Origin of the sequence: Peribacillus sp. NPDC097295, from assembly GCF_044761665.1 — a bacterium.
Taxonomy (GTDB): Bacteria; Bacillota; Bacilli; order Bacillales; family DSM-1321; genus Peribacillus.
Genome location: NZ_JBIWCW010000020.1, coordinates 48,638 through 65,659 on the forward strand (window position 1 = coordinate 48,638; position 17,022 = coordinate 65,659).

Annotated in this window: 16 protein-coding genes, 1 other RNA gene and 1 pseudogene; 12 read left to right on the forward strand and 6 right to left on the reverse strand. The window is 36.1% G+C overall.

The features are described from left to right. Positions 1-102: 102 nt before the first annotated feature. On the forward strand, positions 103-231 hold the full coding sequence (locus ACIQXN_RS19515; RefSeq protein WP_402970563.1) for a hypothetical protein: 129 nt from the start codon (positions 103-105) through the stop codon (positions 229-231). Between the two features lie 535 nt (positions 232-766). Here ACIQXN_RS19515 and ACIQXN_RS19520 read toward each other — a convergent pair. Next, entirely contained in the window at positions 767-1,180 is a 414-nt protein-coding gene (locus tag ACIQXN_RS19520; protein ID WP_402970566.1) for a hypothetical protein, read from the reverse strand. 233 nt (positions 1,181-1,413) lie between these two features. Here ACIQXN_RS19520 and ACIQXN_RS19525 point away from each other — a divergent pair, with 233 nt between their 5' ends. Continuing rightward, positions 1,414-1,662 (forward strand): hypothetical protein, encoded by a 249-nt coding sequence (locus tag ACIQXN_RS19525; protein ID WP_402970569.1) that lies wholly within the window; start codon positions 1,414-1,416, stop codon positions 1,660-1,662. 463 nt (positions 1,663-2,125) lie between these two features. Here ACIQXN_RS19525 and ACIQXN_RS19530 read toward each other — a convergent pair whose 3' ends face one another. Beyond that, a complete protein-coding gene (locus ACIQXN_RS19530) occupies positions 2,126-2,368 on the reverse strand; it encodes a hypothetical protein (RefSeq protein WP_402970572.1) in 243 nt (80 codons plus the stop codon). A gap of 470 nt (positions 2,369-2,838) precedes the next feature. On the opposite strand from ACIQXN_RS19530, the gene ACIQXN_RS19535 reads away from it, so the two are divergent. After that, on the forward strand, positions 2,839-3,495 hold the full coding sequence (locus tag ACIQXN_RS19535; RefSeq protein WP_402970574.1) for an SH3 domain-containing protein: 657 nt from the start codon (positions 2,839-2,841) through the stop codon (positions 3,493-3,495). 519 nt (positions 3,496-4,014) lie between these two features. Beyond that, positions 4,015-5,115 (forward strand): type I restriction endonuclease, encoded by a 1,101-nt coding sequence (locus ACIQXN_RS19540; RefSeq protein WP_402970577.1) that lies wholly within the window; start codon positions 4,015-4,017, stop codon positions 5,113-5,115. 239 nt (positions 5,116-5,354) lie between these two features. On the opposite strand, the gene ACIQXN_RS19545 is transcribed toward ACIQXN_RS19540, so the two are convergent. Continuing rightward, a complete protein-coding gene (locus tag ACIQXN_RS19545; RefSeq protein ID WP_402970580.1) occupies positions 5,355-6,446 on the reverse strand; it encodes a DUF3900 domain-containing protein in 1,092 nt (363 codons plus the stop codon). Between the two features lie 468 nt (positions 6,447-6,914). Here ACIQXN_RS19545 and bcaP point away from each other — a divergent pair, with 468 nt between their 5' ends. Next, positions 6,915-8,318 carry a branched-chain amino acid transporter BcaP gene (gene bcaP, locus ACIQXN_RS19550; protein ID WP_402970583.1) on the forward strand — a complete coding sequence of 468 codons (1,404 nt, stop codon included), beginning with the start codon at positions 6,915-6,917 and terminating at the stop codon, positions 8,316-8,318. A gap of 185 nt (positions 8,319-8,503) precedes the next feature. Further along, positions 8,504-9,799, forward strand: a complete 1,296-nt coding sequence (locus ACIQXN_RS19555; protein ID WP_402970586.1) for a protoglobin domain-containing protein — start codon at positions 8,504-8,506, stop codon at positions 9,797-9,799. A gap of 285 nt (positions 9,800-10,084) precedes the next feature. On the opposite strand, the gene tatA is transcribed toward ACIQXN_RS19555, so the two are convergent. Next, positions 10,085-10,291 (reverse strand): twin-arginine translocase TatA/TatE family subunit, encoded by a 207-nt coding sequence (gene tatA / locus ACIQXN_RS19560; protein ID WP_402970589.1) that lies wholly within the window; start codon positions 10,289-10,291, stop codon positions 10,085-10,087. Positions 10,292-10,536: 245 nt separating this feature from the next. Here tatA and ACIQXN_RS19565 point away from each other — a divergent pair. The 3 genes and pseudogenes from ACIQXN_RS19565 to ACIQXN_RS19575 all read left to right on the forward strand — a co-directional run bounded on the left by ACIQXN_RS19565 (position 10,537) and on the right by ACIQXN_RS19575 (position 12,865). After that, positions 10,537-11,723 (forward strand): annotated as a pseudogene (locus tag ACIQXN_RS19565) (iron-containing alcohol dehydrogenase). Between the two features lie 73 nt (positions 11,724-11,796). Further along, positions 11,797-11,984: non-coding RNA, 6S RNA (ssrS, locus tag ACIQXN_RS19570), on the forward strand. Between the two features lie 263 nt (positions 11,985-12,247). After that, positions 12,248-12,865 (forward strand): NAD(P)-dependent oxidoreductase, encoded by a 618-nt coding sequence (locus ACIQXN_RS19575; protein WP_402970592.1) that lies wholly within the window; start codon positions 12,248-12,250, stop codon positions 12,863-12,865. A 25-nt stretch (positions 12,866-12,890) separates the two neighbouring features. Here ACIQXN_RS19575 and ACIQXN_RS19580 read toward each other — a convergent pair whose 3' ends face one another. Next, positions 12,891-13,217 carry a YnfA family protein gene (locus ACIQXN_RS19580; protein WP_402970595.1) on the reverse strand — a complete coding sequence of 109 codons (327 nt, stop codon included), beginning with the start codon at positions 13,215-13,217 and terminating at the stop codon, positions 12,891-12,893. 200 nt (positions 13,218-13,417) lie between these two features. Here ACIQXN_RS19580 and ACIQXN_RS19585 point away from each other — a divergent pair, with 200 nt between their 5' ends. Further along, positions 13,418-14,374, forward strand: a complete 957-nt coding sequence (locus ACIQXN_RS19585; RefSeq protein ID WP_402970598.1) for a DMT family transporter — start codon at positions 13,418-13,420, stop codon at positions 14,372-14,374. Positions 14,375-14,411: 37 nt separating this feature from the next. On the opposite strand, the gene ACIQXN_RS19590 is transcribed toward ACIQXN_RS19585, so the two are convergent. Beyond that, positions 14,412-15,329 carry an MBL fold metallo-hydrolase gene (locus ACIQXN_RS19590; RefSeq protein ID WP_402970610.1) on the reverse strand — a complete coding sequence of 306 codons (918 nt, stop codon included), beginning with the start codon at positions 15,327-15,329 and terminating at the stop codon, positions 14,412-14,414. A gap of 399 nt (positions 15,330-15,728) precedes the next feature. On the opposite strand from ACIQXN_RS19590, the gene ACIQXN_RS19595 reads away from it, so the two are divergent. After that, positions 15,729-16,457 (forward strand): type II toxin-antitoxin system SpoIISA family toxin, encoded by a 729-nt coding sequence (locus ACIQXN_RS19595; protein WP_402970613.1) that lies wholly within the window; start codon positions 15,729-15,731, stop codon positions 16,455-16,457. A 16-nt stretch (positions 16,458-16,473) separates the two neighbouring features. Further along, a complete protein-coding gene (locus ACIQXN_RS19600) occupies positions 16,474-16,653 on the forward strand; it encodes a hypothetical protein (RefSeq protein ID WP_402970601.1) in 180 nt (59 codons plus the stop codon). Positions 16,654-17,022: the final 369 nt, after the last annotated feature.

Sequence of the window (17,022 nt, forward strand, 5' to 3'; positions counted from 1 at the left end):
TAAATATAGTAATTGATGGTGCACGTTTATTAACTTTAACGGCAATTCCAGAATCCACTATGGTAAAATATAATATCGAGATTAGACCAAGGAGATTATCAAATGAGTATGGATGTAAATATTTCACCTTTGTATGCAGTTTTTGGAATAGTAGACTTAGTTCTTCGTTTAATAGCTATACCTGCAATTATATATGGTTTATATTTATTACGTAAAATATCAAGAAAATAATTACAAGATTCGATTAGCTTATTAAAGGTTAATTGGTGCTATCTTAAATATTATTGTAGCCTCATTTCAGTTTGTTTGCTGTAAATCGTCATATAAGAACATATAATTTCTTCTTTCAAGGTTTTGGTCACTTTATCTTATATATTCCCCCAAATACGCTTGTGATAACTCTGATAATATTGAGTACAATTATGAAATTTGTACAAGCTATTTGCTAGCATCTTACATACGAGTAGTAGATAGATAATAATTAATGCTTGAGGGGTATGTATATAATGAAATTACATTTCAAACTCTTGAACAATATCGCTAAATATCTACTAATCTCGTTGTTCTGGTGGTTAGTGATGATTTATACGTTAATCAAATAAAGGAAGGATAAAGGATAAAAGTAGTTTTTAGATGAAAGGAAATTTTCGGTATAAGAAGGGAATTAATGTGGACAAGGATTTTTTTCTGTTGAAGTTGGGAATACTGCACCTCGATTTGTTAGATACATCAATTGGAGGTGCAGTATCTTTATGTCGGTTTTCCTCTATGATCTTTTGTTTGTTTGCTTTATGAATTTTTTTATATATATGTACATTAGGGATAATACTACAAAAACCAAGAAAAAGACGATGAAACCCCATAGACCGATGGCGGCGTCCTGAAACTCCATGTTCCCTCTACTGGTTAAAGCTTGTTGTATTTCAATTGCAAATACAAGAACAACCATGACAGTAAACGTATATATGAAAGACAATATGGTAATTCCAAAGCGTAACCGTGAAATGACATTAAATAAAAATAGCACAAAGATAAATATGATTATGCCGATAATGCCCATTATCCAAAAATGTAAATCCTTATCGGTTGCATTTGAATTGAGGGTGTCACCTACAAATATCAGGATGAAATCGTGAATGTTATTGATGATTTCGGTCAAGACCAAGATAATTTCTTTCATACAGTACACCTCCGATTTCTAAATTATAGCAGGATGTAATTTCATAGAGAAGAAAAATACATTTCGCTCAATTCGGATCCTTCCATCAATTTTAAAGAGGGCTCCCAATCTTGTGTTATTAGATTGTAAGTGTGTAACATTACTTACAGAAAGGCCTGGAATGATTGTTTAATTATAATTTATCCGGTTACTTATTAATTGCAAAAAAAATAAAAAAATTTGGGGAAGAAAGAATGCATCCTGAAAATCAACATGTTTTAAACGTAATCGATTTTATTAAAACTGGACATCATACTTGTTTCGTGAAAGTGGTAGGGTATGATGCAGAGGCAAATCTAGAATTTGAAGGGGAGATCAAGTTTGTTCAAGATAAACCATTTGGTGATTTGATACATCCAGTAAGGTCCCATCTAACTCCAGCCAGTCGAGAATTTGTACGGGGCAATTTGATTAATCGTTATATGAAAGGTGAATTTGACTGATTTGAGGCACCTTATTTTTTATAGCGTTTGCGATGTTTAATAATCATGCTTTTTAAAAGTGTATTACCAAAAGGTAGGTCATTTCCTGTAGGAACCTAAGTTTACAACTGTCAAAATCAATTTCGCAACCTGTCCACACCTTCTATGTGTACACGCATATAGTATAGTAAGGAGGGGATAGTTATGAGTTCAAAATGCTGTTGCGTAAAAAAATGCTATGAGGAAAATGATCCTTATACAGTATGGGTTCCAGAAAGACCTTGTGGCTGTAAAAAAAATAAAAAAAGATGTTATTAATATTATTTATAACTTCATGTGAATTATTTTTAGGGCAGTTCTCTGAGCTGCCTTTTTACTTGTTAATGAAAGTATTTATGGATTTTTTACATAGGAATTAATCTAAATGGATGAAAGAAGAAAAAGCACATACCCTAACATGGTTTGTGCTTTTCGTATGTGTATATTATTTATTATTTAATAATTGCCTGCTTTGGAGGATGATTTCTCTGTTTTTATTGATTGCTTCTACATTATTTAATTTAACATGATCATTAAGAACCTCATGATCCTCCATATATTCAAGCAATAATTCAACAGATTTATCCAGCAATCTTTCCAATTGGATATTCCTTTCTTCCGCTAAACGAGTGAGTCGCATGCTTAAATGAGAAGCCAGCGTTACATTTATTGGATCTCTTTCACTCATTTATATTCCCCCTTACACTGTATTACTTCTATTATATGTAGGTAATGGTTGGATGGCAAATATAAGATATTAATGGTAAAGTATTACATAAAATTCTTGGAGGATAATGAGTTATCTTTTATTTTCCTTTGTAAGCTTCAGGTTGAATTGACAAACTAAGTTTTTGAACTCAATAAGAGTCGAATATAAAATTAGAAAGGAGGAACCACCAAGAACTGGTGGAAAGAGTAGAAAGCATAATGTGTCGCCTTCAGCTGCATAGCCCATGTTATTTTCCATACAAATACAGCTTTAGCCTTTAGTTCACTTTTAGCAATCATACTTTGTTTTTAGATGAGAATGATGAATGTAAATTAAATAAGAAACCTCGATGAAATTTAACATTTTTTTAAAGATTATTACCATTAATTGATAGTAGTATAGTAAGATATACCTGCAACCAAATATTATGTTTATCAGGGGGATAATACGTGAAGAAACTTATTATGGCCGTGCTAGGTTTGTTATTATTACTGAGTTTAGCAACACCATCATACGCAAAAGATACAGTAACGTTTACGCTAAAAGTTAAATCAACAGGAAGCAATGTAAATGTACGCGAAAAACCATCAACAAAATCAAAAATTTTAGGCAAACTCAAGAAAGGTCAAACATTAGCTATGCGTTACGAAAATTATGGTACGGGTTTTTATGAAGTAGTATATAAAGGTAAAAAAGCTTATGTATCAATGGATTATGCTAAAGAAGTAAAACCAAACCAACGCTGGATCGGTAGCTATTACAACAGTAGTTATTCAGGCACTGGTATAAGTACGAAATTGTATGTTTATAAAAAAACATCTAACGATATATACTTCCTTTCAAGAACAGGCTATCGTTACGATCCAACGAACGGTGATTTAGCCGGTTACGAAATGCCTTGGAAATTTAGCAACTACTATGGTTCTGCAAAATTAACATCTAGTACTAGTGCATCCTTTAACAATAAGGGCTGTAAAGCTACTTTTAAATCGGTAGGAAATACCATTCGTGTGACTGAAAAATCAAAAGCGGGTAGTTGCACTTCTACGGGACTTGAAATGTATTATGGTGATGGAGAAAATCATAGCGGAGAATATGAAAAATAATAGTTGAACCAGTCATCTTACTATAGGATTTTACGGACTAGTATCACTTCATTTCATTTTAGTGAAATATGCAAAATCGGCAATTACTTCGATAGGAAGTAATTGTTTTTTATATTCTCGGATTTGATAGAGTTACAACTTAGTGTATATAAGCAAGCCTTAACCGAATTAATCGTAACTCAAATAATACCTTGTTACGAAATCATAAATTGATTCTCAAATTGTTAGCTTTACCGGTAAATGAAGGATGAGGTAAATAAGCATATTGTGAAATTTATCTAGCACTTATAACTTTGTACCACAAAAGTACTTATAATTATCGTTCCATCAATACTTTTAATATTCTTAGTTCTTCTTTCTTCTTCATTCAATCAGTGAAAAGCATAATTTTTTAAAACTGTTTCTTTATTATTATTTTTTTTGTTAGAATTAGGAAAAATATAAATAAAGTTACAGTTTAGTATAATTTTGTTTGTTATAATTTTAATAGAATATTTTTTATGAATTGGGGGTATTAATATGGAAACCTTTATACAACAAATCAAAACGCTATCAAGTAGGGTAGATAGAATAAAAGATAACATTCAAACAGAGGAAGCAACAAAAACCTCGTTAATTATGCCATTAATACAAGCATTAGGATATGATATATTTAATCCTGAGGAATTAGTGCCGGAGTTCGTAGCGGACGTTGGAATTAAAAAAGGTGAAAAAATTGATTATGCAATAATGGAAAATGGAAACCCTGTAATTTTAATTGAAGCTAAATGTGTTCATGAGAAACTTCATAAACATGATTCACAATTATTTAGGTATTTTGGAACTACTAAAGCTAAGTTTGCAATTTTGACAAATGGAATTGAATACAAGTTCTTCACAGATTTAGAAGAACCTAATAAAATGGATGAAAAGCCATTTTTTATATTTAATTTACAAGAATTAAGGGAAAATCAATTTCTGGAATTGGCGAAATTCAGAAAGAATTTTTTCAATATAGAAAATGTATTGACTACTGCATCTGAATTAAAATACACTAATGAAATTAAACTTTTCTTAACTCAACAATGGGATGAACCAAATGAAGAGTTTATTAAATTTGTTTTAAGTGATGTTTATCAAGGTATAAAGACGAAGAAAGTAATTGAAAACTTTCGAGATATAGTAAAAAAATCTCTAAATCAATTTGTTAATGAAAAGGTAAATGATAAGCTTCAAAAGGCTTTAAATTCAACTGATGGTAATGAAACAAATTTAGCTGAAAAAATAAATGATGAAGTAGCTCCGACAAAAGAAGAAGAGTTAATAGATGAACTTGAAAAAGTAGTAGATGGACCAATAATCGTAACAACCGAAGAAGAAATAGAAGGGTATGTTTTAATTAAATTAATGCTTAAAGAAAGCATAGATGCAAATAGAATTTACTATCGTGATAACAAAAGTTATTTTAATGTTTTGTTAGATGATAATATACGTAAATGGATTTGTAGATTAGGCTTTAATTCAAGCAATAAATATATCCAATTAAACGATGAATTAAAAACTACACATAAAATAGAAAGTGTAAACGATATTCTTTTATATAAAGATGAAATTTTAAGAGTTATTGAACAATTTTATTAATAAAAGTGGATGAAATAACCAATTTGTTCGCCCTTATAATGATGAATATATCATCAATTTGTTAAAAACAAGGGAGAAAAAACAAATGTTTAAAATATATAATATATTTCTTAACCAAGCCAGTGAGTTCCATTGTCACTGGCTTTTTTTTCAATAAGGAAATTTGTAAGGGGAAAATATTTTTTTCTCACTTAAGAGAGTCATTATTGGTCACTCAATTGTAATTTTAGGATATATCCTTAATACTCTCCAACACTCTTCTTATTTATCCGCTCCACAATCTCCATCAAATCATCCGGCCTATGGAATTCAATCGGTGAAACGCCTTTATCGAACTGAATCGTGTCGGCTTCTATCATTAATACATACTTTCCATTAATCTTGCCTAAATGAATGCTTTCCCCGAAATCGGCTAGAAGTCCTTTAACGGAGGTACTGCCAAGCTTCATGCGCAGTTCGGCTTCTGGTGTATGTTCGACGATTTGGGCAGTTGCTTCGACGACCTGGTGGGTTTCTAAGCGTTCCTGGATTTCTCGTTTTTCACTTGATTCCCAGATTTCGAGGTCTTGTTCGAATTTGTGCAGTTCGTCGCTGTTTTCTTCGAATTGTGCAGATACATGCTCATGAACCATGTGGATGACCTGGTTTTTCATGATTTCTGGCATCGATTCGCCATATTCAACGAACTTAAGGAAATCCTCGAAGTAGCGGGCATGTGAAGCCTGATGGATTTTCAGTTCTCCATCTTCGACAATTCCTTCTTCGGGCATGAAGGGGTACTGGATCGATTTCATATTTTTGGTGGTAATGGCCATTTCCACGTGACGAATTAACGTTCGTTCATCAGATATGGAAGCGACTTTTGGCTCAAAATCACATTTTAATAGAAAGATGAAAGGTTCATCAAGGTATTGAGTCAGTTTAGCTGAGGCGATAAGGAAAACTCCACCTCGAACGGCACTTGTATCGATATAAGATTGGGCAAAAAGTTCATTTTCTTTTTGAAATTCTTCTTTTGACCTAGCATACCGGACTCGATTAAATGCATTATAATTCGGATTTGAGTCGAGAGCATGACCTTCTTCTACTATAAAAGATCCGATTTTCGTCGGTATTTGTTCTGTTTTAGGGTGACGGTCCACTTTTCGTTTGGAGATTTTCATCAATTCACCATCTAGAAAATCCTTTAAAGGACTTTCTTCATATTCCTCGGTATCGAGTGTTTGAAAGTGTTTAAAACGTTTATCCGCCTGATCGCCTTTTCCTTCGACTTGTATTAAATAAAAAGACAGATAAGTTATCGCATAATCCAAGAAAGTCACCTTCTCCATTAAGCATTTTTCCTGCTAATTTTAGACTTAATAAGTATAGAGATGTCCATCTCATCCGTCAATCTCTTTATATATTTTTATAGGAATGCATTGCTGACTGCTAACTTAAAACCATTTCATTAGAGAGAAACGGAATACGAATTACTAATATTAGCATCGATATATAATTACTTTGAAATAATAATGACTACCGTCAGGGATTTCCTTCTATGTGGAAACCACATTATAGAATAAGAAATAGACAGTGAAGAACAAGGAGTTGTTCGGAATTTAAAAAGTGGGGTATCTAAATTATTTGAAAAATACATTTCTACTATAATAAATACATTGACTGGTAGGGGGTTAATGCGTATAATTTGAAAGTCAGACAATTCAGGATTTGTTGAGATTTGTCGAAAATTCTCCATATTAAATAAAGCTATTTTTAGTTTTCTGAATATTTTTTCAAAAATTTATGGAGGAGAAAAGATGAGTATTTTTAGAAAGAAGTCTATCGAAGACCTATTACAAAACGCAGGTTCCGATAATCAAGGTTTGAAGAGGGAACTAGGTGCTTGGGATTTAACGATGCTCGGTATCGGCGCCATTATTGGTACAGGTATTTTTGTACTGACAGGCACAGGCGCGGTCAATGCCGGTCCTGCACTTTCACTATCATTTGTCATAGCAGGCCTAGCCTGTTTATTCGCCGCACTATCATATGCTGAGTTTGCCTCATCTGTGCCGGTTTCCGGTTCGACTTACACATATGCGTACGCCACACTTGGCGAATTTACAGCTTGGATTATTGGATGGGACTTAATCCTTGAATACCTCTTGGCGGTGAGCGCCGTATCTGCCGGTTGGTCCGGTTATTTTCAATCGTTCTTAAATGGAATCGGGATTGACTTACCAGTAGTGCTTACTGCAGCACCTGGCTCTGTTGAAGGCGTATTGACTTATATGAATCTGCCGGCATATTTAGTCGTCATGGCAATCACGTTGTTGATTTCCCGAGGTACGAAAGAAACCAAACGAGTGAATAATATCATGGTTACCATTAAAGTGGCTGTTGTAGTGTTATTCATTATTGCATCTGTCTTTTATGTTAAGCCAGAAAACTGGCAGCCATTTATGCCTTTTGGAATAAGTGGCGTGTTTTCCACTGCAGCCCTGATGTTCTTTGCTTTTATAGGATTCGACGCGGTAGCTTCGGCTGCGGAAGAAACGCGGAATCCCGGGAGGAACTTACCACGTGGAATCATTGGTTCATTAATTATCTGTGTCGTCCTATATATGGTGGTGAGTTTAATCATGACAGGTGTGGTACCGTATTCACACTTCGGAACTGCTTTGGATCACCCGGTTTCCTTGGTTTTACAAGTGGCAGGGCAACACTGGATTGCAGGGATCATTGACGTTGGAGCTTTCGTAGGAATGACGACCGTCATCTTGGTCATGCTTTTTGGTCAATCCCGTATCATGTTTGCGATGTCAAGAGATGGCTTAATGCCGAAGTCCTTATCGAAACTGCACAATAAATATAAAACTCCATATGCAGTAACTTGGATGTTTGGTTTCGTTGCCGCGTTACTAGGTACTTTTGTTCCACTAGGTGATTTAGCCGAGTTGGTCAATATAGGTACGTTAACGGCATTTACCATGATTTCTCTTGCAGTGATCGTTTTACGAAAAACCAAACCGGATATGAAACGTGCTTTTTATTGTCCGATGGTACCTGTCGTTCCAGGATTGGCAATCGTCTTCTGTGTATTCCTGATGTTCCAACTAGGGAGCCATACATGGATTCGTTTCTTGATTTGGATGGCTATCGGAATTATCGTGTACTTTGCTTATTCGCGAAAACATTCCCATCTACATCAAAAAGAATAGAGATAGTCAAAATAAACACTCTCTGGAGTGTTTATTTTTTTGAGAAATTCTATAAATAGTTCAAAAGTCTTGTGAATTATTATATAAAAATGAGGAAATTTTAATCAAAAAAGATTAAAATTAACATATCATATTGATCGATATTAAATGATTGATTGTAAGCAGATATTCGGGGGCAATTTTTAATGAAAAAATTATGGAAAAATAACCTTACCAAAGAAAATGATTATATGAAATATATGGCTCAAGTCGGTATTCAAATCAAAAAATATCCAGGTGTGTTAACTCAAATAGAGATGATTCATTTAACAACAAAGGATCTTTGTATTATCCGTTCATTACAGGATGATGTGAAAGAACATATTATCGAGATTGTAGACAATTTTTATAGAAACTTAGAAAAAGAACCTTCGTTGATGAAGATTATCAATAAACACAGTTCAGTAGATCGCTTAAAAACGACGTTGCATCGGCATATGTTTGAAATGTTTAGTGGTTCTATTGACGATGAATATATTAAACAACGAAATATCATTGCGCATGTACATGTAAGAATCGGCTTGCAGCCAAAGTGGTATTTAAGTGCATTTCAGGATTTACTTCAATCAATCATTCTCAATGTAATGACGAATATCCAGGATATAAAACTATATCGTGAGACGATTCTAGCAGTCACTAAAATATTGAATTTGGAACAGCAAATCGTATTAGAAGCCTATGACCTCGAAAATGAGCGAATTCGTCAGAAAATACAAGAAGATAAAGAAATGATTAAACAACAAGTGAATCGTAATGCAGAAGAACTATCAGCTATCAGTCAACAAACAAGTTCCTCAACCCAATTGATGGCGGGCAAGGTTGTTAATATCCAAATTGTAACGCAAAAGGGATCAGATACTGCCATCCGTACAGAAGAACAATCCAAAGAAGGGGTTGAACTATTAAAGGGTCTTGAGCAAAGATTAATGAAAACGCAAGAACAAATGATTATTATTTCCAAGGATATGGAGCAGTTATCCAATACATCGAAAGAAATCGAAAGGATTGTATCGATTATTACTTCAATTGCAGAACAGACGAATCTTTTAGCGTTGAATGCAGCCATTGAAGCGGCCAGAGCAGGTGAAAATGGTAAGGGCTTTGCCGTCGTGGCTGGTGAAGTTAGAAAGCTATCGGAAAATACCAAGAAATCCGTAACGGAAGTGGCAAAACTGGTAAATGGAATAGGGCACTTCACTAATGTTATGAATACATCTATTTCTGTTGTGAGTGAAGAGATTGTTAAAGGTACAGAACAAGGAAAGGAAACTGGAATATTCTTTGCGGACATTGCGGAGGCCATGCTTTCTGTCAAACAGCAAAATATTAAAGTCGCTAAGGAAATGACCGAGCTTAACGAAATATTTGATGGGATTAGTAAAGCTTTCGATCAAGTGGCCGTATCTTCAGACGAATTAACGACGATGACGATGAATTTATAGAGGAATTTGCAAAATATATGTAATCGTCCCAAATCGTTTTTTTAGAAAAATATTTTATTAGGACGCCGACTTTTCTAAAATCAGTATATTACCTCTAAGTAAAGTTTTCGAAATATAGACTTGTCAAATGAATATAATAATGTTATATTAATAAAGCGATGAGCTAATTTGTGTAAGCCGTAGAACATGCTTTTAGCTAAACGTCGGGATGTGGCCTGACGGTTCTACGCCACAAACGCATCAAAGACGCCTGCTGCGTGCAGGCGTCTTTTTCTATGCATTTTTTTATTTTACGGAGTCTTTTTTAGCAGCTTGGACGTCTTCTTTGAAATCGGCTTGTATTTCATCAGTAATTCCTTTTGTAGCATCTTTAAACTCACGAAGCGAGGTACCGACAGCACGGCCAATTTGAGGAAGTTTACTTGGACCAAAGACCATTAAAGCTAAAAGAAGGATGATAATCAGACCAGGGATCCCAATATTTGAAAACATAGTTAAGTCACTCCTAAATATTCTTGATATCTAATATTATAGACCTCACACAATCAATTGCAAAGGTTAATTACTATTAATTGTTAGCCTCGTTTTGTCATAATCTGAGCATATTGCATCTATTTTATTCTCTACCTACTAGTTTACCTTCTTTTTTATAATCATTCCTAATAATAACTTTTTATTCCACTCATTATTCAATTTACCATAAAATTACAATAAAAAATGTGGTTGGAGGCGCTTTTATGTTTAGTACACTCGTATTTACCCCGCTCAGTCAAGTTGGCTTTGGGGGGTATTGGAACAACTTGTCCCTGAAGTTAAGAAGCATGCGATCACCAAGATTTTGGTCGTCACTGATCCGGCGTTGATAAGACTAGGAGTGACGAACAGGATTACCCTGCCATTGGAAGAAGCAGGCTATCAAGTTGGATTATATACAGAAGTGATTCCAGAACCCTCGCTAGAAATAGCGGAAAGATTGGTTAGCTATATTAAGAAATATCAATACAATCTTATAATTGGCCTTGGTGGCGGGAGTGCACTTGATTTAGCAAAACTGACTGCGGTCCTTGCCGTTCATGAAGGGTCCGTGGCTGATTATCTGAATCTGACTGGAACACGTAAAATAGTTAAAAAGGGGATTCCAAAACTGTTGATCCCGACTACTGCGGGAACGGGTTCAGAAGTGTCGAATATTGCAGTGCTTTCTCTTGGGAGCACCAAGGATGTTGTGGCGCATGATTTTTTATTGGCGGATGCTGCCATAGTGGATCCTGAACTGACCGTATCGGTCCCGCCGCGGTAACGGCTGCGACGGGAATCGATGCTCTTACACATGCGATAGAATCCTTCGTATCCTTGTCTACCAGTCCTACGACGGAAGCCTTGTCCTTGGATGCTATCCGGCTCATTGCTCGATCTCTTCGGACAGCCGTTCATGATGGGCAAAATCAAAAAGCAATGACAGAGATGTGCCAGGGCAGTTATATGGCTGGCCTTGCCTTTTTTAATGCCGGCGTCGCAGGAGTACATGCACTTGCCTATCCGCTTGGTGGCCAATTTCACCTTTCACATGGTGATTCAAATGCATTATTGCTTCCGTATGTTATGGGGTATATCAGAAAAATCTGTATGAAAAAGATGGCCGACATATTAAATGCCATGGGAGGGAGCTCGATTTATATATCAGAAGTAGAGGCCTCCAGAGTAGAGGCCTCCTGTCAAAGAAATTTAAAAATTGGTGCATGATGTAGGGATCCCCACATCATTAGGTGAATTCGGTACACCTGAAAGGGCAATTGACAAGCTGACGGAAGAAGGGGTGAAACAAAAACGGTTATTTACGAGAAGTCCATTAGAACTGGGAACAGAAGATACTCGAGCCATTTACCAATCGGCTTTTCATGGAAGCTTTAGTGAACCATCTTAAAAAAAATTCATGATATTTAGCCGATGGAAATTTTTGACCTTGCAACTTAAGATGTCTTTAGGTATTATAAATACATAAGCTGCGTTGTTCGTAATGATAATTAAGTTTTAACCTTTAAGCTGTAATAGGGAGTTTTACATCAAAATACGAATGTTATGCCTCGTCACTGACTTGGAAAACAGGAATATTTTTGCAAACACCCACTTTGAGGAGTGGTGGTTTAAAACTTTCTTACTGAAATACGGCAATGGCGGCTTTATAATTTTTCATTTTAAGACCAGTCCCTTATCCGGGCTGGTCTTTTGTTTATTCTATGTAAGAGTTGAGGAGGATAAACGATAATAACGTAGGCTGGATGGAGGTTAATCCTGCTAATCTTTATGCCAGTCTTTTATCCCGCATTACTCAGTTCGTATGAAAAAGGTTGATTAACTTTTTGCACTAAATCTCTTTAAAGGGAAATTGAATGATATAATTTTAGCGCAGTGTTATGATAACTCTATAATGGATTTGGAGGATGAAGCATGAACATAATTGTTTTTGGAGCTTCAGGTAAAACAGGTAAATTGGTCGTAGAACAAGCACTTAATCTTCAACATAAAGTGACCGCCTTTGTAAGAAATCCAACTAAGTTGCAAATCGAGCATCCTAACTTGCATATCATTCAGGGTGATGCTCTTGACGCAGAAGCCGTACAGAAAGTTGTATCCGGTCAAGATGTGGTCATCTCATGTTTAGGTTCAAGCAGTGGGCTGGGCAAGACGACTGTTCTTCATGAAATGACGCAGAACATTGTCAATGCCATGAAAGTCAATCATGTTTCAAGAATCATTTATATGGCGTCAGCGGGTATTGAAAAAGAAATCCCAGGATTGATTGGGAAGTTGACGATGAAGATGCTGGGAAATGTATTGGAAGATCATCATAATGCTGTGGAAGTCATCAAAGCAAATGATCTTACATGGACGGTGGCAAGACCAATGGGCTTATCTGATAAAGCGCCTACCGGTTCGTATCGGGAAGAGCATCAAGGGATTCCTAAAGGAAGCCGGAGCATTTCCCGCGCGGATGTAGCAGATTTCATAACACGTGCGCTTACGGATGAAAAATACTTAAATCAATCTGTTGCATTAGGAAATTAAAGGGCCCATATGCCCTTTAATCTTTTTAATTTCTTGGAGCCCATAGGATGATAGAGGCACCAATTACACAAATAATTGCACCAATCCAATCATATGAATCAGGTGTTTTCTTATCTATCCCCCATCCCCATAATACGGATAATACTATAAAAACCCCGCCATATGCCGCATATACACGTCCAAATGTCGGAAACGTTTGAAATGTGGCAATAATGCCATATAAAATCAGGAAAACTCCCCCAGTTAATCCAAGATAAATGGATTTCCCTTCTCGTAGCCACATCCAGATAAGATATCCACCACCAATCTCGGCCAGGCCAGCCATAAGGAATATAAGGGTGGTTACAATCATATGTATCCCTCACTTTCTTCAATGATTTTTCTATGTCATCTTTTTTTATTGTATCAGACCAATGGCCACCTTTAAGCCGAACAATTCTTTTGTCTTATCGATTTATAAAATTGTTAGCATTTTTTTGGGATTGTACATCAGTTACAAAGGGTACTATAACTAAAACGGAATGATAGTATCTTAGTTAAGGAGATGCAACGATGAAAACCCAATCATATGCTTATATATTAGCCATAGTACATGCCAGTATTGTTGGATTATCTTTTTTGTTTACAAAAATGGCAATCGGAGAATCGAATCCCCTTGATACGTTGGCATTTCGTTTCAGCGTTTCCTTTGCTGTTATATTAATCCTGGTCGCATTAAAAATGATTAAGGTGAATTACACCAAGGAATCAATCAAAAAACTGCTACCATTATCAATCATGTTCCCCACCCTTTTCTTTGTCTTTCAAACTTTCGGACTTAAATACTCGCAATCCACCGACGCTGGAATCTTATCTGCTATCACCCCTATCATTACAGTAATGATTGCGGGATATTTTCTTAAGGAAAAGACCTCTCTATATCAAAAGGCATCCATTGTCTTATCAGTAGTAGGGGTCATATTAATATTTGTAATGAAAGGGAATACGATGAGCGGTTCCGATTTGCTAGGGATGGGATTGATTCTTTTATCTTGCATGGCAACGGCAGGATATACGACAATGACACGGTCCTTAGCCAAGGATTATACACCTGGTGAAATGTCTTTTTTCATGATGGGGACAGGATTCGTCATTTTTAACTTGGCTGCAATCCTTTCACATGCGAGCAAGGGAACGATGTCTGCATTCTTTTCACCATGGTCAAGTATGGAATTTGTAACTTCTATCTTATATTTAGGAATATTGGCCTCATTGGTCACTTCAATGCTTTCCAACACGATCTTATCGAAAATCAAAGCATCTCAAATGAGTGTCTTTGCAAATCTATCTACCGTTGTCACGATTGGGGCAGGGGCACTCATTCTTTATGAGAGAATAACGGTTTACGATATAATCGGTTCATGTTTAATCATTCTAGGTGTCATCGGAACGAATTATTTTGGGGATAAGAAAGAACATACCATCAAAATGAAATTTCTTTTTAATAAGAAAGAACACAGTGTAAAATGAAAAATCAGCTTATCCTTTTTGAAGGATAAGCTGATTTTTATTTCCACCATATTTGATGTGGGAACACTTCCGCCCCGATATGAACAGGCTCACCGATTTTTGGTGTAGAAACCTTAACGGATTTTTCCTTGGCGGCTTTTGTTACCCTTTCAATTGGATCAGTCCAATCATGAAGAGATAAAGTGAAGCCAGCCCAATGAACCGGAATCATCAGGTTTCCTTTTACATCAATGGTTGCCTGAACGGTTTCTTCAGGCAGCATATGAATGGTGGCCCAACGCTCGTCGTACTGTCCGCATTCCATTAATGTAAGATCAAAGGGACCGTATTTTTCCCCGATTTCTTTAAAATGAGTGCCATACCCGCTGTCGCCGCTGAAAAAGATTTTATCTTTTTTGCCAAGAATTACCCAGGAACACCATAGCGTTGAATTTCTATCATTTAAACTTCTTCCAGAAAAATGCCTAGCAGGCGTACAGACTAAGTGTAATCCGTCGTATTGTACTTCATCCCACCAGTTATGTTCCTGAATCTTTTCCTTAGAGATTCCCCATCTGATCAGATGGTCTCCAACTCCTAGGGGGACAATGAATTGGCCGACCTTGTCCTTTAACTTCTTTATGGAAAAGTAATCTAAATGATCATAGTGGTCATGTGAGAGTACGACAGCGTCAATCGGCGGAAGGTTTTCCAAATCAATTGGCAAGTCACCGCTATACCTTTTGTTTCCAAAGAGCGGAAAAGGCGTGGGGGATTTTCCGAACATAGGATCGACTAATAATCTTTTACCATCCACTTCTAACATGAAGGCAGAATGACCGTACCAAGTGATTTTATTTCTACCTTCATTTGATTGCACCGTCGAATCAATCAAAATCGGAACAGCAGGTCGCCTGTTCGGATTTCCTTTCATGTATTCCCGAAGTATGGAGCCAGTATGTTTAAGGCTCATCATCTGATTCGCAGGAATCTGATTGATGAATTGACGATTTTCAAAATTTTCTTTCGTCCTGAATCTTGTAATTCTTTCTTTCGTTGCACGCCCTCCTAGAGGAGGATAAAGTCTTATAAAAAGTATCCCAGTTAATAGGATGGAAATACAAACTTTTAACGTTTTCATCATATAAGTACCCCCTAATATCACGCGGAATATTCCTGGGTTTATAATAACACAAAATATGGATATACCTTAATGAAGTGACTCTGAGTGAAATGAAGGTCTCCGAATAATGAGTGTTTACTGAAATCTCCAATTTTGGGTTTCTTAAATGGCAGGGAAAAGGGTGTGACTTGCTGAATACTATTTATATATGAATAAAGCCGAAAAAAGGGGTGGGGGATAAAAAAAGTGTTGATGTTTTTCAGGGTCTTTGTTTGGCTGGTATTCATCGGTTTATTAGCTTATGTAATTTTATCATGGATGTATAAAGAAAAAGTCAGTAAAAAAATAGAAGCCATTCGAAAGACATGGTATGTCATTTTTATATTAGGAGCTTTAATATACTGGAGCTTTTATCCGAAGAGCATTTTCGTCGAGTGGAAAAACTTTTTGATTGTGGCGATACTGTTCGTTCTGATTGATATGTTCGTTTTCTTGAGCATGTATATATCCAAAATCGGTGATAATGAGCTTTCCTATGCCACTAAAGCCGTTGCGGAAAGTGATAGGCTACTGACGGATAATAGGGAAAAGATCAAGAACATGTTTTACCTTCTGAAAAAAGAAGGGATCCCGGAATATTATCAGACGAATGAGGAATATCTGGCCTACTTGCATATTTTGCTTCAGGCTTATTCGGTTAAGGAAGGGATGAATGTCAAGATTATCCCTTTTAAAACAGAACAGGATAAGAATTTGATGTTAAAAGCTTATCCGAACTTGTCTGGAAATATGATCCGTGCTACATTGGAAAGAGAAGATACCTATTACAATGACGAAGAGAAAATGGCTCTTCAGCCTGTTAATATTTTGGCATTTCCGTATATTATAGAAATAAGATCAGAAAGCTTCGTGTCTGAAGTGGATTGTTTATTAATAGCATTATTAATCATGATGTTTGATATGGTCATAAAACAAACGTAAAGGTGGTGCTGGATGAATGAGCATTTATGATAAAGCCGGGAGCAGGGTCTCCGTAGCCGTAATAAAGCCGCAGGTCAAAATTCCCGATGTAGCTTTGAGTCCGCATACAAAAAAAGTGATGAAACAAAACGAACGTGTTATCTTGAACCATAAAGAAAAAACAGCACGCTTCAGCCGATTGAGAGATGTCCTATAAGAAAGAATGGGCTTAGTAATTTTATTTTCTCTAATGATATTTAAGGGGCGTCTGCATATACTATTTTAAAATGACGAATAGGAAGGGTCCTTAGATATGAACAAGAAACCCGAGAGAGTAGACATCCCAGCCCCTTCAGCATCCCCGTCCGAAAAACGGATACATAAGAAGAATGCTGAATTGTTGAATTACTTACAAAGGTTGAAAACAAAACGATTGTTCTTTATACGGTAAAATAAAAATAGTGTGATTGATTACCCCATCAATCACACTATTTTTGGTGTGCCCGGCATGGGTGCAATCTATAGGGTGTGAGTCCCGAACCATGAAGGCAGTAGTAGTGGTTAGCTTAATGCAAGGGTGTCCACG